Origin of the sequence: Klebsiella terrigena (genome assembly GCF_006539725.1) — a bacterium.
GTDB classification, from domain to species: domain Bacteria; phylum Pseudomonadota; class Gammaproteobacteria; order Enterobacterales; family Enterobacteriaceae; genus Klebsiella; species Klebsiella terrigena.
Genome location: NZ_BJNO01000001.1, coordinates 563,145 through 587,745, shown reverse-complemented (window position 1 = coordinate 587,745; position 24,601 = coordinate 563,145). Strand labels below are relative to the sequence as shown.

Below are 24,601 nucleotides of genomic sequence, written 5' to 3'. Positions count from 1 at the left end.
AGCAGGATTGATGCCACCTGCTGCTGGTGGGAGACGCGTAGCATAAAGGCCGCGTCGTGGAAGGCCTGCTGGGCCAGCAGGGTGAGCGCTTCAGGCGCAACCTTGAGAATCTCCTCGCCCTCGAACCCGGCGACGCTGACGTGCTCTTTGCTCAGCAGATAGTATTCAGTCTCATCTTTCGCCAGCGGAAACGCTTCCTGATAAACAAACGGTTTAGTCGACATTGTTTAAGCTCCCTAAGAGTAAAACCGCCGGGAGTGACCCCGACGGTTGTGAATCAGAACATCATGGACATCCACGGATAGCCAATCAGCAGCAGGGCGGCCAGGAAGATGGCGCCGAAGATGGTGCCGAGGCGCCAGTAGTCTTTGGTCGGCAGATAGCCGCTGCCGTAGTAGATCGGGCTTGGGCCGGTACCGTACGGGGTGATGATCCCCATAATGCCCAGCGAGGTGACCATCAGCAGCACGAACACCTGCATATTCATTCCCGGAATGGTGGAGGCGATGGTCAGCATCGCCGGCAGCAGCGCGGTGGTATGGGCGGTGGTGCTGGCAAACAGGTAGTGCAGCAGGAAGAACGCCAGCAGCAGGACGACCGTTGCCACGCCCGGCGAGATGCCGCTCATTAGCGCGCCGCCCTCTTTACCCAGCCAGGCGATAAAGCCGGTAGAGGAGAGGCCGTCCGCCAGCGCCACGAGGGTGGCGAACCAGACAAAGGTATTCCACGCCGCTTTATTATTGGTGATATCGTTCCAGGACAGGACCCCGGTCCACAGCATCAGAACGATAACCAGCAGAGCCGCCAGCGCCGGCTCAACCCACTCGGCGGCGAAGATCCACATCGTCAGCGCGAAGCAGACAAACACCAGCAGCAGAATTTCATTACGCGACAGGCGGCCAAGCTTTTCCAGCTCGCGTGCGGCCCATAGAGGCACTTCATCATTGATCTTCACCTCCGGCGGATAGAACCAGTAGGCCAGCAGCGGCATCACCGCAATCAGCAGCACGCCCACCGGCAGGAAGGCGATGAACCAGGTGCCCCAGGAGATATTGATACCGACGATACTTTTCACCAGCGCCAGCGCCAGCAGGTTAGGCGCCAGCGCCGAAAGGAACATCGAGCTGGTGATACAGGCGGCGGTAATGGCGACCCACATCAGATAGGAGCCGATGCGGCGGGCGCTAGGGTCGTTAGGCTTAGAGCCATACAGCGGCGGCAGGTTGGCGATAATTGGGTAAATGGTCCCGCCGCTACGGGCGGTATTCGACGGCGTGAAGGGCGCCAGCAGCAGGTCGGCAAAGGTGATGGCGTAGCCCAGCGTCAGGCTGCGGCGGCCAAGGTACTTCACCAGAATCAGCGCCAGACGGCGCCCAAACTGGGTTTTGTCGTAGCCCGCGGCAAACATAAAGGCGCCGAAAATCAGCCACACGGTAGAGTTACCAAACCCACTGACCGCCCACTTAAATGAGGCGCCGGCCAGCTTGAATTTAGGGTCCGCCAGCTGTGCCGGGTCGAACAGCAGCCACTGGCTGCACAGGGCGATAACCACTACCCCGGTGATGCCGATCACCGCTCCGGGGAGGGGTTCGAAAATCAGGCCGACGATCACGCCAACGAAAATGGCGAAGTAGTGCCATGCATAGGGCGGCAGGCCGTCAGGCACCGGGACGAAGAGCAGCATTACGGCCACGATAATGGGCAGCGCCATCATCAGCAGACGACGCTTATCAGCAGCCTTAGGACTGGCTGCGCCGGCAGGCGATATGGTTGTCTTTTTCTCTTTCATAATGAGTATCTGCAAGTAGTTAAAAATAAGGTTGAGCCATCGGTGATTTTTTCGCTTTCTTTAATTTCAAAACTTTCTTTAGTTATTAATTGTTGGTTTTTATTATCACCGCGACGGTTATTTAACGCATTTTTTAGGGCGCTAAATTAAATTCGTTTGTTATTTATATATTGCTCTTTGATGTCGAATTGCAATTGATTGAGATCAATAAATCCAGGGGTCTGGCGTTTTTTTTATTTTGCGCAATAACCCTGTGGGATAAAGGGGTTATTTGTATAAAATACCGCTAAATGTTAAATTCTAGTCGATTTTTAGCGTGTGATTAACAAGATGCTTTGATTTAAAGTGTTGATTTTTATTGTTTTAAATGGGAATTGGTAATTTTATTTTCATTAACAAAAGTGTCTTGTTTGTTATCGGTATTATGCTTTGTGTAAACATTGTATTTTAAAATAATAATACGATAGGAGTAGTGATGTTATTGTGAGTATTAAATAGTTTTTTAACTAACGTAAGTGATTTGGTAACTAAAAAATTCGCTATATTATTAACATGGAAACAGGAATGAAAAACACAACCAAAAATAAATTCCTTAGCGAATTCTGAATTTCAATATTTAAAATCTGGAGTATTACTATGACCAGTAATCAACGTATTTTGCAGCCCTTTACCTTGCCAAACGGAACTGAGCTAAAAAACCGCCTGTTTATGGCGCCGATGACCACCTGTACCGGCTATTATGACGGCTCGGTCACCAGCGAGCTGGTGGAGTACTACCGCGCCCGTGCGGGCAGCATCGGGACCATCATCGTCGAGTGCTGCTTTATCGATAACTATGGCCTGGCCTTCCCTGGCGCCATTGGTATCGACAGTGATGAAAAAATTGCCGGCCTTGCCAAAATTGCCGAAGCCATCCAGGCGGAAGGGTCGAAGGCTATCCTGCAGATCTATCACGGCGGCCGCATGGTCGACCCGCAGCTTATCGGCGGCCGCCAGCCGGTCGCGCCGAGCGCGCTGGCCGCCCCGCGCGACGGCGCCGCGATGCCGCGCGCGCTGAGTACAGAGGAAGTCGAGGAGACCATCGCGAAATTCGGTGACGGCGTTCGCCGCGCGATTCAGGCCGGTTTTGACGGCGTCGAAATCCACGGCGCCAATACCTATCTTATCCAGCAGTTCTACTCCCCGAACTCCAACCAGCGCGACGACTGCTGGGGCGGCAGCCGCGACAACCGCGCCCGTTTCCCGCTGGCGGTGCTGGATATCACCCATAAAATGGCCGGCCAGTACGCGGACGACGCTTTTATTATCGGCTACCGCTTCTCGCCGGAAGAGCTGGAAGAGCCGGGCATCCGCTTTGACGACACCCTCTACCTGCTGGAAAAGCTGGCGGCGCGGGGCCTCGACTATCTGCACTTCTCGGTGGGCGCTTCGCTGCGTCCCTCCATCGTTGATACCCGCGATCCGACGCCGCTGATTGAAAAATACTGCTCGCTGCGCTCCGCCAGCCTCGCGCAGGTTCCGGTGATGGGCGTTGGCGGGGTTGTCAACGCCGCGGACGCCGAGCAGGGACTGGATCACGGCTACGATCTGATCGCCGTCGGACGGGCCTGCATCGCCTACCCGGACTGGACCGACCGCGTTGCCGAGGGTGAAAACCTGGAGCTGTTTATCGACAGCACCCGCCGCGAAGCGCTGCATATTCCGGAGCCGCTGTGGCGCTTCTCGCTGGTGGAAGCGATGATCCGCGATATGAGCATGGGCGACGCGAAGTTTAAGCCCGGCGTCTTTGTCGAAAGCGTACAGGATGAGGCCGGCGAGCTGGTGATCCACGTCAGCCTTGAGAACGACCGTATCGCTGACGTTGAGCTGGCCGCTGCCGCGGTACAGACCGTGGAGTTCACCACCAGCTTTGAAGAGATCCGCGAGCGTATTTTGACCGCCAACACCCCGCACGTTGACGCCATCTCCGGCGCCACCAGCCAAAGCGAAGCGGTGAAAAAAGCGGTATCCAAAGCGATGCTGAAATCGAGCAAAGCGCTGGCAGTTGAGGAAGGCGGCGACGATCGGGCGGTGAAAAGCTACGACGTGGTGGTGGTCGGCAGCGGCGGCGCGGGTCTGGCGGCGGCGATTCAGGCCCACGATGAAGGCGCCCGCGTGCTGATCGTTGAAAAAATGCCGACTATCGGCGGCAACACCATTAAAGCCTCCGCCGGGATGAACGCCGCGGAGACGCGCTTCCAGCGGGTAAAAGGGATTGTGGACAGCAAAGAGCTGTTCTTTGCGGAGAGCCTGAAGGGCGGGCATAACAAAAACAACCCTGAGCTGCTGCGCCGCTTTGTGGAGAACGCCCCCGAGGCGATCGAGTGGCTGGCCCGCCGCGGGATCATGCTTAACGACATCACCACCACCGGCGGGATGAGCATTGACCGAACCCACCGTCCGCGCGACGGGTCGGCGGTCGGCGGCTATCTGATCAGCGGCCTGGTGCGCAATATCAGCAAACGCGGGATTGACGTGATGCTGGATACGTCGGTCGAAGAGATCCTGATGACCAACGATGAGGTGAGCGGCGTGCGTCTGCTGAACGACGAGCAGGAGCGCATTGAGGTGCAGACGAAGAGCATCGTGGTCGCCACCGGCGGCTTCAGCGCCAACAGCGCGATGGTGGTCAAATACCGTCCGGACCTCGCCGGCTTTGTCACCACCAACCATAAAGGAGCGACCGGCGGCGGCATCGCGCTGCTGGAGCGCATCGGCGCCGGCACCGTGGATATGGGCGAAATCCAGATCCACCCGACCGTTGAGCAGAAGACCTCATACCTGATTTCGGAGTCGATTCGCGGCGGCGGGGCGATTCTGGTGAGCCAGCGCGGTCAGCGCTTCTACAACGAATTGGCGACCCGCGATAAAGTCTCGGCGGCGATTATCGCGCTGCCGGAGCAGTACGCCTGGATCGTCTTTGACGAGCACGTGCGGGCAAAAAACAAGGCGGCCGATGAATACATCGCCAAAGGGCTCGCCACCAGCGCCAGCTCCCCGCGCGAGCTGGCGGAGAAGCTGGGGATGGATTACCATGCCTTCCTTGCCACCCTTGAGCGCTACAACGGCTTTGTTGAAACCCAGCGCGATGAAGATTTTGGCCGCACCACCGCGCTGCGGGCGCCGATTAACGAAGGGCCGTTCCACGCGATCCGCATCGCCCCGGGCGTTCACCACACCATGGGCGGGGTGACGATTAATACCGCGACCGCGGTGTTAAATACCGCTCAGCAGCCGATTCCGGGCGCCTATGCCGCCGGTGAAGTGGTCGGCGGCATCCACGGCGGCAACCGCATCGGCGGCAATGCGGTGGCGGATATCATTATCTTTGGTACCCTGGCAGGCCACCAGGCGGCAATACGCGCCAGAGGATAACATTTAGCGATTTGCCCCGGCCGCGCGCCGGGGTCATCCACAGGAGCTGCAACCATGTCTGACGACAGTCGCGTCTATAGCTACTCCGCCGTGTTAATGGGGTCGCCCATTCTGCTTAAGCTCTTGCGTCACGATGAGCAACTCGCCTCACGTACCTTCCAGTTAATTAAACGCTATGAAGACCTGCTTACCGTCAACCGAGCTCAGTCGCAGGTCATGGATATTAACCATGCCGCCGGTCGCCATGCGGTGGCCGTCAGCCGCCCGGTGTTTCAGCTGATCCAGTGCGCGAAGGCCGCCAGCATGATGCGGGATAGCGCCTTCAACCTGGCGATTGGCCCGCTGGTCAAGCTCTGGCGCATCGGCTTTCAGGGGCGCAGCGTGCCGGCGGCGGCAGATATTGCCGCCCGTCTGCCGCTGACCCGGCCGCAGGATGTGATCCTCGATGAGGCGGCGGGCAGCGTGTTTCTTGCCCAGCCGGGCATGGAGATCGATCTTGGCGCCATCGCCAAAGGCTACATTGCCGATCGGGTGCGCGATGACCTGCGGCGCCAGGGCGTCGACGCGGCGCTGATTAATCTCGGGGGGAACGTGCATACTCTTGGGGAGTGGTCCATTGGGCTGAAAAAACCCTTTGCCGCATCCGACGAGCTGGTGGGCGCGATTGCGGTGAGCGGCCAGTCGGTGGTGACCTCCGGCATCTATGAGCGCTATTTCGAGCAGGACGGCAGGCGCTGGCACCATATTCTCGACCCGCGCAGCGGCTATCCGCTGGATAACGAGCTGGAGAGCGTGACCATCATTTCTGACGACTCCCTCGACGGCGATATCTGGACCACCCTGATCTACGGCCTGGGCGTGGAGAAGGGGCGCGCGGCGCTGCGTCAACGGGAGGATATTGAAGCGATTTTTGTGACTAAAAATCGCGAAGTGATCCTCTCATCGCAGCGCCGCTTTCGCTTTCAGCTGCTGGATAGCGGCTATCGGCTCACTGACTGTACTGCTTGAGCAGGCCGTACTGCTCGGCGACCAGCCGATAGCGATAGACCGGGCGGCCGGTGGCGCCGTAGTGAATGCTGGTGTAGAGGATATTAATCTGTGCCAGCCAAATCAGATATTTGCGGCAGGAGACGCGGGAAATATTCACCGCCACCGCCAGCTCGTCGGTGGAGAACTCGGTCGCCGGGTGGGCATCGATCCACTGGCACAGCGTGCGCAGCGTTTGCGAGGTGAGCCCCTTCGGCAGCTTGCGCGCGTCGGTGGCTTCCGGCGCGTCGCCGTGCAGCAGGCGGTCAACGTCAGCCTGTTCATAATATGTCTGTCCGGTCATCAGCTTTCTTTTCTCGCGCCAGGCGGTTAACGCCTCCTCAAAACGCGGGAACTGGAAGGGCTTAATCAGATAATCGATAACGCCGTAATGCATTGACGTTTGTACGGTTGCGGCATCGGCGGCGGAGGTGATCATAATTACGTCGATGGCGCGGCCGGAGGCGCGAATGGTCGGCAGCAGATCCAGGCCGCTATCATGCTGCATATAGACGTCGAGCAGCACCAGATCGATCTCCAGCTCGCCGTCGTTAATCATCTCCCGGGCCTTATTCAGCGTCGATGCGGTGCCGCAGCAGCGGAAACCGGAAATCCTCGCCACGTACAGGCGGTTCAGCTCGGCGACCATGGCATCGTCATCAACAATTAATACATTTATCACGCACTGTTCCTTTTACTATCCCAGGGAAGATGAACAAAAAATTGGGTAAATACGCCGGGTTCGGACTCGACGGCAAGCGTCCCGCCCAGTTCGCGCAGCTGCTGGCTGGCAAGAAACAGGCCGACGCCGCGATTCTCTCCTTTGGTGGAGAAGCCTTTATTAAAGATGGCGTCGATATTGGCCTCCGGGATCCCCGGGCCGTCGTCGCTCACTTCGCCGCTTAGCCAGCCGTTTTGATAGTGTAGCAACAGGCTGACTTCGCCCTCGTGCTGGCCGCTCATGGCGTCCAGCGCGTTCTCAATCAAATTGCCCAGCACGGTGACCAGCACGGTAATCTGCTTTTCGTTCGGGCAGTCGGGGACGAGGCTCTCTTCCGCGAGGCTAAGGCTAAACCCGCGCTCTTTCGCGCGCTGGATTTTACCAATCAAAAAGCCGGCGACCACCGGAGATTTGATGCGATGCTGGATTTCGCCGATGTCCGCCTGATAATTATGGGCGGTTTGTAGCACGTACTCCTCCAGCTTGTCATAGCTTTTCATGTTCAGCAGGCCGAGGATCACGTGCAGCTTATTCATAAACTCATGGGACGTGGTGCGTAGCGCATCCACATAGTTGACCATGCCGTCGAGGCGCTGCAGCAGCTGGCTGACCTCGGTTTTGTCACGGAAGGTGCTGATGGCGCCGACGGTGGCATTCTGGCTGCGCACCGGCACGGTGTTGCTGATGAGCAGCAGGCCGTTGCAGCCGAGCTCGCGGTCGTAAATGGGCTTCCCGGTGCGCAGGACCTCCTGCAGATCGGCGAGCAGCGGCGTATGGGCGAGGGTTTTATCGGGGCCGCTGAACACCATTTCGCGCGCGGCGGGGTTGATCAGGGTCACCCGTCCTTCGGTATCGACCGCCACCACGCCCTCTTTTAACGAATGCAGCATCGCCTGGCGCTGCTGGAACTGGGTGGAGATCTCCTGCGGCTCAAGGCCGAGCAGCACGCGCTTGAGGCCGCGAACCAGGCTCCAGGTTCCGATACCGCAGACCAGGGCGCTGAAGAGTACGGTAAAGAGGACGTCCCAGCGGCTGTTGGCGATCTGGGTATCGACCTTGCTGAGCGAAATGCCGATCGCCACCACGCCAATTTGCCGATGGTTCGCGTCAAAGACCGGCGTAAAGGCGCGCAGGGCGGGCGCCAGCACGCCGTGGTTGACGGCAACGTTCTCCTTTCCCTGCAGGGTGGGATTAATGTCATCGCCGATAAACCGCTTGCCGATGATCAGGCCGTTGGGGTGCGAGTAGCGAATACCCTGCATATCGGTAACCACCGCGAACAGCAGATCGTTGCGCCGAACGATCGCCTGCGCCAGCGGCTGAATAATATTGCTGTCCGCCGGCAGGGTCAGGCCGCGCTTCACTTCCGGCATATCGGCCAGCGTTCGCGCCACCGCCAGGGCGGTGTCCTTCAGCCCGTCGCGGGTGGTATCACTGATTTGGATAAACCACAGCGCGTACACCAGCAGCAGCACCGACCCCAGCACGCTGCCAATCATCAGCGTCACGGCGGTACTCAGCTTCATGCTCTTACGGCGCCTGCGTGCGGGCGGTTCCTGCTCCGCTAACTCGTTCATAACAACCCCAGGGTAAACAGCGAAGGCCTATTATCGCTGAAGGTGTGAATTTCTTAAAGGCATGTAAAAAAGCAATAATCCCGCCGCCGGGAGCCGGGAAGCGTGACCCCACTCGCAGGAGGCGAGGTTAAATATCCCTATAGTAAATACGGAGTTATTTAAATGGAGGTTTTTATGAGCAGTAAGCCAACCGCTTCAATGACGGAACGACGCCACCCGGATACCCGCCGCATCGATAGTCTCACCACCTATGACATGCTCACGCTACTGCACGCCGACGGCCGGCAGATTGCCAACGCCATCGACGCCTGCCTGGAAGACATGACCCGCCTGGTCGATAACGCCGCCGCAACCCTGAGCCGCGGAGGGCGGCTGGTGATTGTCGGCGCTGGCGCATCCGGCCGCGCAGCCCTGCAGGCGGTCAGCGAGTTTGCGCCCGAGGAGAAACACTCCCTGGTTGGGCTCATTGCCGGCGGGCCAGCGGCGGCGCTGCAGGAGATGGAAACGGCCGCTAACGACTACGATCTCGGCGCCCTTGAGCTGCAGGCGCTTCGGTTCAGCGATAACGATATGCTGCTGGCGCTGACGGTCAGCGGCAAAACGCCGTGGGTTTGGGGCGCGATGCGCCATGCCTGGTCGCTCGGTGCGCCGGTGGCGGTGCTGACCCAGCAGGCGGATAGCGAAGCGGCGCAGCTGGCCGATATTATCGTTGCGCCGCAAACCGGCCCGGAAGCGGTGGCGGGGTTTGGTAACCCCAAAGCGCAGCTGGCGCAGCGGCAGCTGCTCAACATGTTGACCACCGGGCTGGCCATTCGCGGCGGCAGGGTCTTCAGCAACCTGCGGGTCGATCTGCAGGCCACCAGCCCACGCTGGGCTGAACGGCAAATTGCCATCGTTATGGAGGCCGCCGGCTGTTCGCGCAGCGAGGCGAAAGCCGCGCTTGCCGCCTGCAACCAGCACTGTCGAACGGCGATTCTGATGCTGCTCGCCGGGCTTGACGCGTGGCAGGCGCGGGAGCTGCTGATGGAAAACAACGATCATCTGCGCATCGCGTTACGGGATAAAACGCATCAGCTGGCAGAGTCGCAGAGTTAATGATCAGCGGCGCGCTATATTTCCGCGCGCCGCTATTTTTGCCTTATGTAACTAAATAAACCGGCGCATGTGCCGCCAGCCCTCTAATTATCGCCCTGCGTTGACCCGTTTTAATTTCATTAATCATTTCCTGGTTTTTTAAGTTAAAAAAGTGAAATAAAATAATTGATTAACTGTGCGGAAAATGTAAATGATATTTTAAAATATAATGAAAGTGCGTTAACATGTTTGCACTTATTTCATTATGCTATGCGATAATTCTATTATGCCTGCAATAAAAAACTCGATCTTATCCCTCACCGCGCTGGCGATGTTCGTCAGTACGGCAACCTACGCAAATACCGACGCCGCAAAGAAAACTGATTTTCTGCTGATTGGCGGCGGGATCATGAGCGCCTCGCTCGGGACCTGGCTGCAGGAACTTCAGCCGGACTGGAAGCAGGTGATGGTAGAGAAGCTTGACGGCGTGGCGCTGGAGTCCTCGAACGGCTGGAACAATGCCGGTACCGGCCACTCGGCAAACATGGAGCTGAACTACACGCCTGAGCGTGCGGACGGCTCTATCGACGTCAGCAAGGCGCTGGATATCAACGAGCAGTTTATGATCTCCCGTCAGTTCTGGACGGCGCAGGTCAAGCGCGGCATTTTGCGCGACCCGCACTCCTTTATTAACTCCACCCCGCACATGAGTTTCGTCTGGGGCGATAACGTGGATTATCTGCAAAAGCGCTATACCGCGCTGCAGCAAACCGCCTTATTCCAGGGAATGAAATTCTCCACCGACCATGCGCAAATTAAACAGTGGGCGCCGCTGGTGATGGAAGGGCGCGATCCGCAGCAAAAAGTGGCGGCCACCTGGACCCCGGTCGGGACCGACGTCAACTACGGCGAAATAACCCGTCAGCTGATCGGTAGCCTGAAGAAAAGTAATAACTTCTCGCTGCAAACCTCCTCTGAAGTTACCGCCTTTAAGCGTAATGCCGATAATTCGTGGCACGTGACGATTAAGAACGTTAATAGCGGCGACGAGCAGACGATTGACGCGAAATATGTCTTTATCGGTGCCGGCGGCGGCGCGCTGAAATTACTGCAAAAGACCGGTATTCCGGAAGCTGACAACTACGCGGGCTTCCCGGTGGGCGGCTCCTTCCTGATGACCGAAAACCCGGCGGTGACCAAAGAGCATCTGCAAAAAGTTTACGGCCAGGCCTCGGTCGGCGCGCCGCCGATGTCGGTTCCGCATCTTGACGCCCGCTTCATTGACGGCAAGCGCGTGGTGCTGTTCGGGCCGTTCGCCACCTTCTCGACTAAATTCCTCAAAAATGGTTCGATCTTCGACCTGCTGAGCACCACCACTACCGATAACGTCCTGCCGATGACCCACGTCGGTCTCGACAACTTCGATCTGGTCAAATACCTGGTGAGCCAGGTGATGCTTAGCGACGATGACCGCTTTGCGGCGCTGAAAGAGTACTATCCGGCAGCGCGTAAAGAGGACTGGAAGCTGATTCAGGCAGGCCAGCGCGTGCAGATCATTAAAAGAGACGCCGAGAAGGGCGGGATCCTGAAGCTGGGAACCGAAGTGGTGGTTGACGAGCAGAAAACCATCTCCGCGCTGCTTGGGGCTTCTCCGGGCGCCTCTACCGCCGCGCCGATTACCCTGAACGTGCTGAAGCAGATGTTCCCGCAGCAGTTCAGCTCCGCAGAGTGGCAGAGCCGTATCCACGCGATCGTGCCGAGCTATGGTCAGAAGCTGAACGACAGCCCGGCGCTGACCCAGCAGGTGTGGGACGATACCGCCGCAACGCTGCAGCTGACCAAGCCGCCGGTGATTGATATGACCCACTCCCAGGCCGCCGCCGCGCCGTCTGCCGAGCTTAAGCCTGCGGAATCGCCGCAGCACGATATGGCGCTGTAGCCGCCGTATTAACTCCGCCCACGCGCGTCATGCCGGTCAGCTCAGCAGCTGACCGGCATTTTTTTTGCCTTATCCGCCCCTGCGCCGCCTCAAGGCCCGTTCGGCCATTCCTTGCTCTGCGTTAAAGCATTTACCGGCGTTACGGTTATACTGGCTTGAATTCACTCGATAAATAGTGAGCCGCGGCGGAAATAGGGAGTGCAGCGCAATGAAAGACGACATTAGCCAGGATATTACCTTCCGTAAGCTGGCGGTATTTATGATGTTTATGACCAAAGGCAATATCGCCAGAACCGCCGAAGCGATGCAGCTCAGCGGCGTCAGCGTCCACCGGGCCCTGCATACCCTCGAAGAGGGGGTGGGCTGCCCGCTGTTTGTGCATAAGGGACGCAACCTGCTGCCGCTGCCGGCGGCCTGGACGCTGCTGGAGTATTGTCAGGACGTTACCACCCTGATGACGCGCGGGCTGGAGGCGACGCGAAAGGTCGCCGGCGTCGGCCAGGGACGGCTGCGCATCGGCACGCTCTATTCGCTCACGCTGGAGACGGTCCCGCGGATCATCATGGGAATGAAGCTGCGGCGGCCCGAGCTGGAGCTGGACCTGACGATGGGCTCCAACCAGATGCTGCTGGATATGCTGGAAGACGACGCCCTGGATGCGATCCTTATCGCCACCAACGAGGGGGAGTTCAGCGACACCGCGTTTGACGTGGTGCCGCTGTTTGAAGACGATATTTTTCTCGCCGCGCCGGCGGCCGAACGGCTGGATACCGCGAAACCGGCCGACCTTCGCGACTATGCCGACCGTAAATTCGTTTCGCTTGCGGAAGGATTTGCCACCTACGCTGGCTTCAGGGAGGCCTTTCAGGTTGCCGCCTTCGAGCCTGAAATCGTCACCCGGGTCAACGACATCTTTTCGATGATAAGCCTGGTGCAGGCCGGCGTCGGCTTTGCGCTGCTGCCCGGGCGGATGAAAAAGGTCTACGAAAACGACGTGCAGCTACTAAAGCTGGCGGAACCCTATCAGATGCGCCAGCTGATCTCGATTGTCTATTCCCACCATCGCGAACGCGACGCGGACCTGCTGGCGCTGGCGGCGGAAGGGCGGATGTACGCCCGCAGCCTCAACGGCTGAGGCGCTTCGCCAGGTGCTGCGCCACTTCAACGCTGTTTCGCTCCATGCAGATGGCGTCGCCCTGCCAGCCTGCGAGGTAGGTCAGCCCGGTCAATACGCTGCCGGGCGGCATCTCAATCGCCAGCCGCGCGTCGCGCTGATTGGCCGCTACCATGGCGTCCTGCCACTGTACGGTACGCGCCATGTTGAAGGCTAAATCTGCGGCGATTTTCTGCGGTTCCCACAGCACGCGGCCGGTGGATCCGCTAAGATACGCCCGCGATGGTCGTGACAACGTCACGGATTCAAACGCCTGAGCTAATTCTGCCGCTGGCTTATCCAGCAAAGCACAGTGCGACGGTACGCTTACCGCAAGCCGGGCCGCCTTGCTGGCTCCGGCGGCCAGCGCTTTTCTCGCAACCTCCGCCATATCCTCATCCCGGCCGGCAATCACTATCTGCGTTTCGGCATTGAGGTTGGCAATGAAGGTGTGGCTTCCCGCCATCAACTTTTCAACCTGATTCAGCGTGAGGCCAATAATAGCCGTCAGGCCGTAGCCCTGCGGATACGCCTGCTCCATTAACTCCCCGCGCAGGGCGACGAGGCGCAGCGCGTTGTGAAAGTCCAGCGCGCCGGCGACTACCGCTGCCGGGTAAGCGCCAATCGACAGGCCGCTGACGATATCCGGTTTGACTTCGTGGCGAATAAGCTCTCTGGCCCACGCCACGCCGGCAATCAGCAGGCAAAGCTGCACCGCGCGGGTATGTTTCAGCGCGTCGGCAGTGTCGAGCACGTTGGCTTCATCGCCAAGTACAGCGCGGACTTCGGCAAGAACGGCCTCGCCGTCGGGCAGGTTTTGCAGCATTCCCGGGTGCTGGGTGCCCTGGCCGGGAAAGGTAAAGAGGATTTTCATCATGACTCCCTGTGCCACGGCGTCGCGGTGAGCTGCGGCCCGGTGGCGGTTTTCAGCAGAACGCGTCCTTCGCGCAGCCATTCGTTGAGCGCAAACGCGCCAAAGGGCGTTTCAATCTGGGTGTCGGCGCGGCACGGCAGCTTTTCCACCTGCGCCTGCCACTGCCTCAGTTCGTCGTCGGTCAGCGGTTGCGGGGCGCGAATCAGCAAATCGAGATCGCTATCGGCGTGCAGCACGGGAATTTCGGTGGCAACGGCATAGGCCGTACTGCCGGTAATGCCCCAGATCCACGGCCACGCAAAGGTGGTCAGCAAAATAGCCGCCTGAACGGGCGGCTGGGAAACAAACGGCGAGTGCAGCAGGCGCTGGCGTTCGACCAGCGCCTCCGGCGTGACGATGCGGGCAACGGACTCGGCTTTTACCCATCCGGCCGCGCGCTGTTCGCGCTTTATGCCGCGCACGCCCACCGGGATATCGCCGCTGTCATTCACGTCGCGCCGCACGACCACGGGCAGGCCCGGCTGCCACTGGCTGGCTACCCACGCCTCCTCGACGTTGAGCAGGGCGTCGCGGCTTTTCAGCCACAGCAAATCGTGAGGGCGCGAGGTGAATGTCATATCAGATACCTGAAGTTAAAGTGATGAACAGCGGTAGCGACAGGATACACAGAACGGAACTCAACAGCAGCACGGCTTCTGCATCCGGCGACTGCACGCCAAAGCGGTTACCAAACACCACGCCGAAGAAGCCCGCAGAGAGCGCGATCATCAGGATAGCGGTGATTGCCACGGAGCCGTGCAGGCCGAAAGCCAGCACGATAGCCCACGCGATAAACGGCTGGATCAGCAGCTTGGTGATGGTCGCAATGCTCACCATGGCGTTCAGCTTCAGCTTGCGGGCAGACAGAATCACACCGGTCAGGAACAGCGCCGCCGCGGTGGCTGAGAGGCCGAGCGGTTTGATTGCCGCCAGCAGCAGGTCCGGCATTTTGATGCCAATTGCCGAGAGGATCACGCCGAGCAGCGGGCCCATCACGATCGGTTTTTTCAGCGAACGCCACATCAGCACCGGCAGCATCGCCAGCGTAGAACCGCTGTTTTCACCGACGGCGCGGGCTTTTTCACGTTCCAGAATCAGCAGACAGAATGGCGTCATCAGCACGGAGCCGCAGGCGATGGAGACGGCGACGGAAAGCGACGTCGCGGAGCTTTCACCCAGCACGCTGCCGAGAATCGGCAGGCCAAGCGCGGCATAGTTCGGCAGCGCCACGGTGAGGGTCAGCACGGCGGCATCCTGCGGGGACTTTTTAAAGACGCCGGTGGCCAGGAAGTAGATCGCCGCATAGGTGATCCACATCGCGCCGGTCAGCACCACAATCAGCGGTGACTGGGCAACAATGCCTGCCCACGGGGTCTGCACGGTGGCGCTGAACAGCGCGGCGGGCAGGGCAAAGTCCATTACGAAGATATTGAGCAGCGACACGTTTTTGTTGTCGACCATTTTGGCTTTGCCGGCCCAGAAGCCCAGCAGCATGATCAGAAAAATCGGCGCAAGGGCATGAACAATTACATAAGTCATAGATCACCTGTAGTAAGAAAAAGAAATACGCGTCATCCTTCAAGCTGCCTCTGCGTTGGCTGCCTTCCCTTACCCCCCAGTCACTTACTCAAGTAAGCTCCTGGGGATTCACTCAGTTGCCGCCTTGATCCAACTTGAATGATTTAGCGTATTGGGCTAATTGCGATGTTTTTATTTTTCTAAAAGCAGCTTGCCGTGGGCGCTATGCTGCGCCCGACGGTTGCCGCTTTCGGCAGGTCTTTTTTTACGTACTTCGATGTTGCCCGTTACCAGCTGGCGCGCATCCGTTCGCGAACCAGGGCAGAGCTACGGCGATTCTCCGCGCCGAGACGGTTTTTCAGGCTGGGATCTTTACGCGCATCGGAAATTGCTTTCTGCACGGTGAGCTCCACCAGCGCCAGGTCGGCATCCGACGGCGCATCCGGATTGCTGAGGTTCAGCAGGTCGGAGAGCAGGCCGAGGGTGGCGTAGCTGCTGACGTCATAGGCCATTGGCGGAATGGTCGCCGCCAGTTTTTCCAGCGCATCGACGGTGCGCAGGGTGATGCGGGCGGCGGACTCTTTGCCCATCGCATGCACCAGTACGCCTTTATCGTTGATGGCAATCAGGCGATTAGCCTGATAACCGTGCGCCAGAAACGCCCCGGACATCGCCTTGCCGACGATAAGACCGATCACCGGATGGCCCGCCAGGCGCGCTTTGGCGTAGGCACCGGCGGCACCGGCGAGCGCCTGATGAATACCGAACGCTTCTTCACGGCGACCGTAGGCCTGGCTTGGGACGTCGATGACCGCCACAATCGGGCGCTTCACGTCGCGGTTCGCGTCGGCATCGATGGTTTCATTCACCACTTTTGCCAGCGTCCAGCCTTCCAGCAGGCCCACTTCGCCTTTCGCGGCGCGCGGATAGTGGTTATCGGCATCGGGGACCACGGCAATGAAGCGTACGGCCTCATTGTTCAGCTCACCGTCGGCGACCTGTACTGAAGGGCACAGGCCAGTCATGCGCGGCGCGTTGGGCGCCAGTTTTTCCAGCCACAGGGCTCCACGGCTATTGGACTGAGTCATCATTTCACCTCCCCGGCGAAAAGCTGTTTGATCTGCGCGGTATCGGCCTGCTGACGAGTGTCAAAGTTGCTCAGACGGGTCAGGAAGTCGGCATATTTGTCGCTGCGGTTTTGTGCCGGAACGCCTTTGGCGATGGCGTCGTTCATGGCGGTTTTCACCGCGTTGACGCCGTCATCGACCAGCGCATCGACCAGGCCGCTGGCATAGCGGATTTCGCCGCCGGTCATGCTCCAGATAAACGGCCGATCGCGGGAGTCATACTCTTCGATCCCGGCTTCCTGCTCGATAACCTGCGGGCCGTTGAGGCCAAGACGCGCTTCGCGGGTGACGATCAGGTAGCTGCAAAGGGCGGCGGCAATGGACATCCCGCCGAAGCAGCCAACGGTACCGGTAATGATGCCGACCACCGGCGTGTAGCGGCGCAGATCGACAATCGCCGCGTGGATATCGGCAATGGCTGCCAGGCCAAGGTTGGCTTCCTGCAGGCGCACGCCGCCGGTTTCCAGGCACAGCACCGCCTGGGTCGGGATGCCGTTGCGGTTATCTTCTGCCGCCAGCTCGAGCGCGGCGGCCATTTTGGCCCCGGAGACTTCGCCCATGCTGCCGCCCTGGAAGGTGCCTTCGATGGCAATCACCACCGCCGGCTGGCCGTTAATGGTGCCTTTCGCCACCACCATGCCGTCGTCGGACTGCGGCACAACGCCCTGCGGCGCGAGCCACGGCGACATAATGCCTTCGAACGGATCCAGCAGCTCGCGGTAGCTGCCGTCATCCAGCAGGGTTCTGGCGCGCTCGCGGGCCCGTAATTCGATAAAACTGCGATCGTTACGCATGAGCCACCTCTTCAAATACCTGTTCGATACGAATGCGCGCCACGCCGGGCGTTGCGCCGAAGTCGTGAATGATCAGCTTGCCAGCAGGCAGGCCGTTGATCAGATTCAGGCGATCGAACAGCGCATTCCAGCGGCGGGTGCTGTTGTCCACGGAGGTGGTGATATCAATACTGAGGGTTTCCCCGGCGGCTGCGGTGAACAGCACTTCCATATCACCGGAGCCTACGACGCCTGCCAGAGCTTTACCGCTGAAGGTGCGGCTGGCAGGAAATGACAATGTAATGTGTTCCATAACATCCTCTTTAAATTGAGCAAGACGCGGGCTGGCTGACCCTGTCAAGAAACAGCGTGGCGGCGAGAAGATCCGCGGCGCCACCGGGCGAAGCGTTAAGGGCGAGCATCTGAGCATCAAGTTCAGCGAGCGCTTCGCGGCCTTGTACAGTGATGCAACCGCCTGCGTTCAGTACCGCGCGGGCGCCTGCCTGCATCGCTTCCAGACCGGGCATGCCGGCTCGTGAAAGCACACAGGTATCGCTGAGCGAGGTCATGATCGCCATCAGTGCGTCAAGGCGGGCTTCGCTCTCGTTGGCCCCCATTGCACGGCTGCGCAGCAGCTGCGGTAGCGCGAGCTGCATCACGTGCGGAAACGCCTGCTGCGCCTCTTCACGTGCACCGGGTACCCGGTACTGATGCGTGGCTTTCAGCCCTTTACTGAAGGTCTTTGGTGCGGCACCGTCCGGCAGGCGGGCGAGCAGGGCTGCGGATTGAGCAATCTGCTGTGCGCCTGCGTTACCGCCATGCATCGCCACGGCGCTGACCAGTAAACCGAGCGCCCAGATGGCGCCGCGGTGGGTGTTCACGCCCCGGGTGGCGGCCATCATCTGCCGTTCGCCTTCGCGCCCTAAGCGGCCGACGGTTTCGCGCAGGGCGATGTCGGCGGGGCGCTGCCAGCTTTGCTGGGCCAGCTGTAGAAACGTTGGGGCCAGGCTGTGCGCCGAGCGCTCCATCAGGGCCAGGGTGAGGTCGTGATGGGCACCGTTTCCCCGGCTGTCCACCAGACCCGGCTTCGGGCTTAATCGCGCTTCGTCGATCAGACAGTCGCGAGCGATGAACGCCAGCGCTTCTGCCTGCACCTCGGCATAAGTCTGTGACAGGAGTTTCATTACCAGCTCCGGAATTTTGCCGGTGGGTTATAGAGTCCGTCGGACCACTCCACCAGGTCGGCTACGCTGCCGGCGGCCAGCAGGGAGCGGGTCGCGTCGCTGCGGCGAATGCCGATATCTTCCGGATAAACCACCTTGCCGCTCTGGCGCAGCGCGGCAACGCGCTTCGCGTCGACGCCAAGGCCGATGTCGGTGATCCCGGCGACCGCCGCCACCATCGCCCGGCGCTCTTCCAGGCTTTCGGCGCGGTAGAGGTAGGCAATGCCTTCTTCGGTGAGCACGTGGGTAACGTCATCGCCGTAGATCATCACCGGCGCCAGCGGCATGCCGGAGGCTTTCGCCACCTCGATAGCATCGAGTTTCTCGACGAAGGTGGGCTTCACGCCGGCCTGGAAGGTTTCGACCATCTGCACCACCAGCTTTTTACCGCGCTGCATCGGATCCGGTTCGGTGATCATGTTCAGCCAGGCTGGCGTAGCATGACGGCGACCGTGAGGATCGTGACCCATATTCGGCGCGCCGCCGAAGCCGGACAGACGGCCGCGGGTCACCGTTGACGAGTTGGCGAGGCCGTCAACCTGCAGGGTTGAGCCGATGAACATATCGACCGCATATTGCCCCGCCAGCTGGCAGAAGGCGCGGTTCGAGCGCATGGAGCCGTCGGCGCCGGTGAAGAACACGTCCGGACGAGCGCGAATGTACTCTTCCATTCCCAGCTCGCCGCCGAAGCAGTGCACGCTTTCCACCCAGCCGCTTTCGATGGCGGGGATCAGCGTCGGGTGCGGGTTGAGCGTCCAGTGTTTACAAATTTTTCCCTTCAGGCCGAGGCGTTCGCCGTAGGTCGGCAGCAGCAGCTCGATGGCGGCGGTGTTGAAGCCGATGCCGTGGTTCAGGGACTGCACCTGATGCTCAGCGTAGATGCCTTTAATCGCCATCATCGCCATCAGGATATGCTCCTGTTTGATGAGGCGCGGGTCGCGGGTGAACAGCGGTTCGATAAAGAACGGCTTATCGGCGACGACCACGTAATCAATCCACGAGCCCGGAATATCGACGCGCGGCAGGTCACACTCGTCGTCGACCAGTTCGTTCACCTGGGCAATCACGATGCCGTCGTGGAAGGCCGCCGCCTCAACCAGCGCCGGGGTGTCTTCGGTGCTCGGCCCGGTATAGAGGTTGCCTTTGCGATCCGCTTTATAGCCGGCAATCAGCGCGACGTTCGGCGAAAGATCGACGTACAGGCGGGAGTAGAGCTCGATATAGGTGTGAATGGCGCCGATTTCCAGCAGACCATCCTCCAGCAGCTGCGAAATGCGCAGGCTCTGGGTGCCGGAGAAGGAGAAGTCGAGCTTGCGGGCGATACCTTTTTCAAAAAGGTCCAGATGCTCGCTGCGCCCGACGCTCGGCATGATCATATGCAGGTCGTGGACTTTTTGCGGGTTCACCTCCGCCAGCATGCGGGAGAGAAAGTCGGCCTGCTTCTGGTTATTGCCTTCCAGCACCACGCGGTCGCCGGGGGCGAGCAGGTGTTCCAGCGCGTCGACCAGCTGTTCGGTGGGGATAACCTTACCGGAGACGTTGGCGGCGGCCAGTCGCCGCTGCTTTTCCGTACGGCGGCGGTTCCAGACCCGTCCCGTCGTTTGTTCGGCATTCATTATTAACCTCCTGATTCGACAAATCGTTTTGACTGTCATGGTGTGGAAGTTAGTGTGCGACGCGAGGCGCAGGGCATCAATTAAGCCCGCGGGCAGATTGTTAGCATAAGAGTAATGAATGACGGACGCGGGATGTGACGAGGATCAATAATGCTAAAGGAGTAGTGGTCTACGGGCCGTCTGGCCCGTAGTGGAAGTAGGGAGGTTAATCCTTGCTGAGGTCGCTCAGCAGGAAGGCGATGCTCTGTCCGCTCTCGCTCTGTTCAAGGGCAATTTTGACAATGATGGTCAGCGGTACCGACAGCAGCATCCCCACCGGCCCCAGCAGCCAGCCCCAAAAAATCAGCGACAGGAACACCACCAGCGTTGAGAGCCCGAGCCCGCGTCCCATAATCCGCGGCTCGAGAATATTGCCGAACAGCAGGTTGATAACCAGATAGCCCGCGAGCACGATCAGCGCGTCATACAGGCCGCCGAACACCAGCACCTGTAAAATAGGCGGAATGGCCGCCAGCACCGAACCGATATTGGGAATATAGTTGAGCGCGAAGGCCAGCAGCCCCCACACAAAGGCAAAACGCACCTCCAGCAGCACCAGCATGCCCCAGACGACCAGCCCGGTGACCAGGCTAATGGCGGTTTTCAGCACCAGATAGTGCGAGACGCTGTCGAGCGCGCGCTGGATTGCGCCCATGCCTTCAACCGGGCGGGTCATCAGCTGCTGCAGCTTGGCCGGCAGCTGCGGCACCTCCAGCAGCATAAACACCACCGTCAGCAGCAGCAGGAAGATCGACGACATGGCGTTAGAGAGCTGGGTGAGCAGGCCGGTGACCATCGTCATCACCGCGTTGGGGTCAATATATTTGTTCAGCTCGACGACGGAAACGGTAAAGCCGAACCTTTGCAGCCACGGGGTGACGGTCTGCACCGGTTCTGATAGCGAGGCGCGATACTGCGGCAGGGTGCGCGCCAGCTCGTTGAGGGAGGTGCCGAGCGAGGCCAGCAGGACTATCGCCAGCATCACGATGGCGCTGATTAAGAGTGAGATCGCCAGCACCCGCGGGACCCGGCAGCGCACCATCAGCTGCACCAGCGGGTTAAGGACCACCGCGAGAAACAGCGCCAGTACGAAGGGGACGATAATATCCGCGGCGAAGCGGATGCCGGTAAGGATGATGACCAGCATGCCCAGCATGATGACAATCTTTAATCCGTTAAGAGTGATGATGGGTTTGGCCATGCGAATCCCTGAAAATAGAGCCTGTTTTCCTCACATTGTAGACGCAGATGCGGATAAAAAATCACGACTTTTTTGCGTGTACAGCGTGGAGTTATTGTTCGTCACGCCTCTGCCGCAGGCGATAAAATCATCAGGCGACAAAATTAAAATAACGGCGCGCCATCATAATGGCGATCGGCATCAGAAAAAGCTAATCTAAATCAAATAGCCGAGGTAAAGAAATGCAAAGGCTTTGAGTATAATGTAGCATTATGCTACAAATTAGCTGTGTATAACTACCGAGGACAATTTTCATCCGCAATGACGAGAAGCAATACCGCGGATAATTGTAATTTTATGGACAATCAGTTCAGTATCTATATTTGTTATCTCCCTTCGCTTTCCCGCACAAACTCACGCTTTGCTGGCGAACAGCACTGGCGTTCAGCGCTTTAGATCCCTCTCTCTGCCTGAGCTGGCGCAGCGTTGCGCACGGCTAAATCTACGTCAGAATTTTTCGGTTTACCTTTGCTGTAGGCCGTAATGGATTATATTCTCAAGCAGGAGAAGGGATCATGTTTTATTGGATTTTATTAGCACTTGCTATCGTAGCAGAAATTACCGGGACCCTTTCGATGAAATGGGCGAGCGTCAGCGGCGATCGCACCGGTTTTATTTTAATGCTGGCAATGATTGCGCTTTCCTATATTTTTCTGGCCTTCGCGGTTAAAAAAATTGCCCTCGGGGTGGCCTACGCCCTGTGGGAAGGTATCGGTATTTTGCTGATCACGCTGTTCAGCGTCCTGCTGTTCGACGAGACGCTCTCGGTGGTCAAAATGGCGGGTCTGGCGACGCTGGTGGTCGGGATTGTTCTCATCAAGTCCGGCACCAAAAAGGCGGTGAAGCAGCCAGAAGAGAGGACCCATGCAACAGTTTGAGTGGATCCATGCGGCCTGGCTGGCGCTGGCCATCGTGCTGGAGATTGCCGCTAACGTCTTCCTGAAGTTTTCTGATGGCTTTCGCCGCAAGATCTACGGCGTGATGTCACTGCTCGCCGTACTGGGCGCGTTCAGCGCGCTTTCGCAGGCGGTGAAGGGGATTGAGCTGTCGGTGGCCTATGCGCTCTGGGGCGGCTTCGGTATCGCCGCGACCATCACTGCCGGCTGGGTCCTGTTCGGCCAGCGCCTGAACAGTAAAGGCTGGGTCGGCGTGATGCTGTTGATTATCGGGATGGTGTTAATAAAACTGGCCTGATTGAACGCCGCCTGCGCGGGCAGGCGGCAAAATCTGTTCTCTGTATTACTCTTTAAAAAAGAGTATATTCGGTGCGTTTTTTCCCAGCCGCGATGAGGATAGATAATGGTTAACTTGCCTGGTTGGCGTCATCTTCCTTCGGCCAAAACGCTTGCGGTCATTATTCTCCTCGCCGGAATTGGCCTGATCGCTTCGGTTATATCTCTGCTTTATCTGTCGCAGCACCTGATTGGCATCAAAGCGAACGAGATCGACCGCCACCGCTCGGTGCTTTCGGTTAACGGCGCGGTGCAGACCTCAGTGAACCGCGTGATGTCGCTGGTGCTGGATAACTCCATCTGGGACGACGCCGTTAAGCAGGCCTATGCCCCAACGCTCGACACCAAATGGCTGTTCGATTCATGGGGTTCGGGCTTCAAAATAAATAACCTCTACGACGGTACCTTCGTCCTCGATCAGCACTACCGGGTGCTGTGGGGATCGTTTCGCAGTCAGTCCTTTAACGAGTCGGATATCGGCTTTTTCGGCAGCGGCCTGCAGTCGATGATCGCCCAGCACGGCGCGGCGCTGCGCAGCGGAACCAGCGCCTGGGCCGGGATAACCCGAACCCGGGAGGGCATTGCCTTTATCGCTATTGGCCTGATACGCCCGACCGTGGGCCGCCTGCAGGTGTACGACGATACGCGGCGCTATCTGGTGATTACCCGACACATCAACCCCGATATGCTGCAAAAGCTCGGGGATACGTTTCAAATTCGTCATCTGCATACCACCGAAACCAGCGGTGACTATAGCGTGGCGCTGCGCACCAACGGCGGGGAGATTATTAGCTACCTCAGCTGGCAGCCGCGGCTGCCGGGGGCGGAGGCGGCTCAGGCGGCATCCGGCAGCATTCGCCTGATCGCGCTGGTGGCCGCCAGCCTGATCCTGCTGTTCATCCTCTTTAGCTGCTTGGGGCTGTATAAGCTGGCGCGCGGGGAAAAGCTGGCGCGTAAAATTGCCATGACCGACTGGCTGAGCCGGCTGCCCAACCGGCGGGCGCTGATTGAGCGGCTCAACGTGGTGTGTGAACGATCGCCGCACGAGATGCAGAGCGTGGTGTTTATCGACCTCGATGGCTTTAAAGACGTTAACGATAACTACGGGCACGACGTCGGCGATGCGCTGATTACCCACGTCGCCCGCGCGCTGCAGGAGAAGGTCCCCGCCGGGGGGATGCTGGCGCGCATGGGCGGGGATGAGTTTGCCATGACCGTCGGCGGCGAGCAGGCGATAAGCCAGGCGTCGGCGTTCGCCTGGGCGGTGCTGGAAATGCTGAAATCGCCGATTGACCTGAGCGATCGCAAAATCTATATCAGCGCCAGCCTCGGGATCGCCAGCGGAGCGCCGGCCCTGTGCTCCAGCACCGAGCTTTTCCGCCGCGCCGATATCGCCATGTATCATTCGAAGAAGACCGGAAAGGGGCGCACAACCTGGTACGACGAGGCGCTGAGCGACGCCAGGCAGTATCAGCTGAATCTGGAAAACGGCATCCGTCAGGGGCTTGAAAACGACGAGTTTGACGTCTGGTATCAGCCGATAGTCAACGCCGGAACCCTGACCATCGAAGGCGTGGAGGCGCTGATACGCTGGCCGCGGCGGCCCCAGGGCGCGCTGCCGCCTGACGCCTTTATCAGCGTCGCCGAGAGCAGCGGCCTGATTTACGCGCTCGGCCAGTTTGTGCTCCATCGCGCCTGCTGCGACCTGCAGCCGATGGGGGATCTGATGCTGTCGGTAAATATCTCCCCGGCGCAATTTCGTGACCCGGAGTTTGAGTCGCGGGTGGTGCAGGTCCTCGCCCGCTGCCATTTCCCGGCCCGCCGCCTGCAGGTTGAAGTCACCGAGAGCTACGTGATGGAGAACCCCGAACGCGCCCGCGCGGCCATTGAAAACATGAAGGCGCTGGGGGCGGCCGTTGCGCTGGATGATTTTGGCATCGGCTACTCCAGTATTGGCTATCTGCGCAGCTTCAGTTTTGACACGCTGAAGATCGATAAATCGCTGGCCGGGCTGGTAGACACCGACCCGCAGGCGGCGGAGCTGGTGCGCGGTACCGTGCGCATCGCCAGCGCGCTGGGCATGACGGTGGTAGCGGAGGGCGTGGAAAATCAGCAGCAGCTGGCGCTGCTGCGTCGTGCGGGATGCGACAAGCTGCAGGGCTACTATTTCAGCGAGCCCATGCCGATTGCCTCTTTGCTTCAGCTGCGCCAGCAGCAGGGGTAGCGG

The 24,601-nt window shown here is 59.2% G+C and carries 20 protein-coding genes and 1 pseudogene; 8 read left to right on the top strand and 13 right to left on the bottom strand.

Annotated elements, in window-relative coordinates:
• Nucleotides 1–224: pseudogene (locus tag RTE01_RS02825) on the bottom strand (fumarate hydratase); the annotation flags it as partial.
• 53 nt (nucleotides 225–277) lie between these two features.
• Complete coding sequence (locus RTE01_RS02820) at nucleotides 278–1,789, bottom strand: anion permease (RefSeq protein ID WP_041145778.1); 1,512 nt, start codon at nucleotides 1,787–1,789, stop codon at nucleotides 278–280.
• Nucleotides 1,790–2,425: 636 nt separating this feature from the next.
• Here RTE01_RS02820 and RTE01_RS02815 point away from each other — a divergent pair.
• Nucleotides 2,426–5,203, top strand: coding sequence for a flavocytochrome c (locus RTE01_RS02815; protein WP_134526290.1), 2,778 nt, complete (start codon nucleotides 2,426–2,428; stop codon nucleotides 5,201–5,203).
• Nucleotides 5,204–5,257: 54 nt separating this feature from the next.
• Nucleotides 5,258–6,211 carry an FAD:protein FMN transferase gene (locus tag RTE01_RS02810; RefSeq protein WP_134526287.1) on the top strand — a complete coding sequence of 318 codons (954 nt, stop codon included), beginning with the start codon at nucleotides 5,258–5,260 and terminating at the stop codon, nucleotides 6,209–6,211.
• Here RTE01_RS02810 and dcuR read toward each other — a convergent pair.
• A complete protein-coding gene (dcuR, locus tag RTE01_RS02805; protein ID WP_041145775.1) occupies nucleotides 6,192–6,911 on the bottom strand; it encodes a two-component system response regulator DcuR in 720 nt (239 codons plus the stop codon). The genes RTE01_RS02810 and dcuR overlap by 20 nt on opposite strands.
• Complete coding sequence (locus RTE01_RS02800; protein WP_134526284.1) at nucleotides 6,908–8,527, bottom strand: sensor histidine kinase; 1,620 nt, start codon at nucleotides 8,525–8,527, stop codon at nucleotides 6,908–6,910. The genes dcuR and RTE01_RS02800 overlap by 4 nt, the downstream gene beginning before the upstream one ends.
• Before the next feature lie 174 nt (nucleotides 8,528–8,701).
• Here RTE01_RS02800 and RTE01_RS02795 point away from each other — a divergent pair, with 174 nt between their 5' ends.
• The 3 genes from RTE01_RS02795 to RTE01_RS02785 all read left to right on the top strand — a co-directional run bounded on the left by RTE01_RS02795 (nucleotide 8,702) and on the right by RTE01_RS02785 (nucleotide 12,675).
• The gene (locus tag RTE01_RS02795; protein ID WP_134526281.1) at nucleotides 8,702–9,622 is read left to right on the top strand and encodes an N-acetylmuramic acid 6-phosphate etherase; all 921 of its coding nucleotides are present in this window, start codon (nucleotides 8,702–8,704) and stop codon (nucleotides 9,620–9,622) included.
• 265 nt (nucleotides 9,623–9,887) lie between these two features.
• On the top strand, nucleotides 9,888–11,540 hold the full coding sequence (gene mqo, locus RTE01_RS02790) for a malate dehydrogenase (quinone) (RefSeq protein ID WP_041147649.1): 1,653 nt from the start codon (nucleotides 9,888–9,890) through the stop codon (nucleotides 11,538–11,540).
• 208 nt (nucleotides 11,541–11,748) lie between these two features.
• Nucleotides 11,749–12,675 carry a LysR family transcriptional regulator gene (locus RTE01_RS02785; protein WP_076946840.1) on the top strand — a complete coding sequence of 309 codons (927 nt, stop codon included), beginning with the start codon at nucleotides 11,749–11,751 and terminating at the stop codon, nucleotides 12,673–12,675.
• Here the strand turns inward: RTE01_RS02785 and mdcH are convergent.
• The 9 genes from mdcH to RTE01_RS02740 form a co-directional block, all read right to left on the bottom strand.
• Nucleotides 12,665–13,567, bottom strand: a complete 903-nt coding sequence (mdcH, locus tag RTE01_RS02780) for a malonate decarboxylase subunit epsilon (RefSeq protein WP_134528514.1) — start codon at nucleotides 13,565–13,567, stop codon at nucleotides 12,665–12,667. The genes RTE01_RS02785 and mdcH overlap by 11 nt on opposite strands.
• Nucleotides 13,567–14,184, bottom strand: coding sequence for a malonate decarboxylase holo-ACP synthase (locus RTE01_RS02775; protein WP_134526278.1), 618 nt, complete (start codon nucleotides 14,182–14,184; stop codon nucleotides 13,567–13,569). The genes mdcH and RTE01_RS02775 overlap by 1 nt, the downstream gene beginning before the upstream one ends.
• A gap of 1 nt (nucleotide 14,185) precedes the next feature.
• Nucleotides 14,186–15,145, bottom strand: a complete 960-nt coding sequence (locus tag RTE01_RS02770; RefSeq protein ID WP_134526275.1) for an AEC family transporter — start codon at nucleotides 15,143–15,145, stop codon at nucleotides 14,186–14,188.
• Between the two features lie 266 nt (nucleotides 15,146–15,411).
• Entirely contained in the window at nucleotides 15,412–16,212 is an 801-nt protein-coding gene (mdcE, locus tag RTE01_RS02765; protein WP_134528511.1) for a biotin-independent malonate decarboxylase subunit gamma, read from the bottom strand.
• Complete coding sequence (locus tag RTE01_RS02760; protein WP_076946842.1) at nucleotides 16,212–17,045, bottom strand: biotin-independent malonate decarboxylase subunit beta; 834 nt, start codon at nucleotides 17,043–17,045, stop codon at nucleotides 16,212–16,214. The genes mdcE and RTE01_RS02760 overlap by 1 nt, the downstream gene beginning before the upstream one ends.
• Nucleotides 17,038–17,337 (bottom strand): malonate decarboxylase acyl carrier protein, encoded by a 300-nt coding sequence (mdcC, locus tag RTE01_RS02755; protein ID WP_041145768.1) that lies wholly within the window; start codon nucleotides 17,335–17,337, stop codon nucleotides 17,038–17,040. Before mdcC ends, RTE01_RS02760 begins: the two co-directional genes overlap by 8 nt.
• Before the next feature lie 10 nt (nucleotides 17,338–17,347).
• The gene (locus RTE01_RS02750) at nucleotides 17,348–18,208 is read right to left on the bottom strand and encodes a triphosphoribosyl-dephospho-CoA synthase (RefSeq protein WP_134526272.1); all 861 of its coding nucleotides are present in this window, start codon (nucleotides 18,206–18,208) and stop codon (nucleotides 17,348–17,350) included.
• Nucleotides 18,208–19,863 (bottom strand): malonate decarboxylase subunit alpha, encoded by a 1,656-nt coding sequence (mdcA, locus tag RTE01_RS02745; protein ID WP_134526268.1) that lies wholly within the window; start codon nucleotides 19,861–19,863, stop codon nucleotides 18,208–18,210. The genes RTE01_RS02750 and mdcA overlap by 1 nt, the downstream gene beginning before the upstream one ends.
• A gap of 205 nt (nucleotides 19,864–20,068) precedes the next feature.
• Nucleotides 20,069–21,103: an AI-2E family transporter gene (locus tag RTE01_RS02740; protein ID WP_041145765.1), complete on the bottom strand. Its 1,035-nt coding sequence runs from the start codon at nucleotides 21,101–21,103 to the stop codon at nucleotides 20,069–20,071.
• Nucleotides 21,104–21,657: 554 nt separating this feature from the next.
• On the opposite strand from RTE01_RS02740, the gene mdtJ reads away from it, so the two are divergent.
• The 3 genes from mdtJ to RTE01_RS02725 all read left to right on the top strand — a co-directional run bounded on the left by mdtJ (nucleotide 21,658) and on the right by RTE01_RS02725 (nucleotide 24,598).
• Nucleotides 21,658–22,020: a multidrug/spermidine efflux SMR transporter subunit MdtJ gene (gene mdtJ / locus RTE01_RS02735; protein WP_041145764.1), complete on the top strand. Its 363-nt coding sequence runs from the start codon at nucleotides 21,658–21,660 to the stop codon at nucleotides 22,018–22,020.
• On the top strand, nucleotides 22,007–22,336 hold the full coding sequence (gene mdtI / locus RTE01_RS02730; RefSeq protein ID WP_041145763.1) for a multidrug/spermidine efflux SMR transporter subunit MdtI: 330 nt from the start codon (nucleotides 22,007–22,009) through the stop codon (nucleotides 22,334–22,336). The genes mdtJ and mdtI overlap by 14 nt, the downstream gene beginning before the upstream one ends.
• A 105-nt stretch (nucleotides 22,337–22,441) precedes the next feature.
• The gene (locus tag RTE01_RS02725; RefSeq protein ID WP_134526265.1) at nucleotides 22,442–24,598 is read left to right on the top strand and encodes a putative bifunctional diguanylate cyclase/phosphodiesterase; all 2,157 of its coding nucleotides are present in this window, start codon (nucleotides 22,442–22,444) and stop codon (nucleotides 24,596–24,598) included.
• The last annotated feature ends 3 nt before the right edge of the window (nucleotides 24,599–24,601 follow it).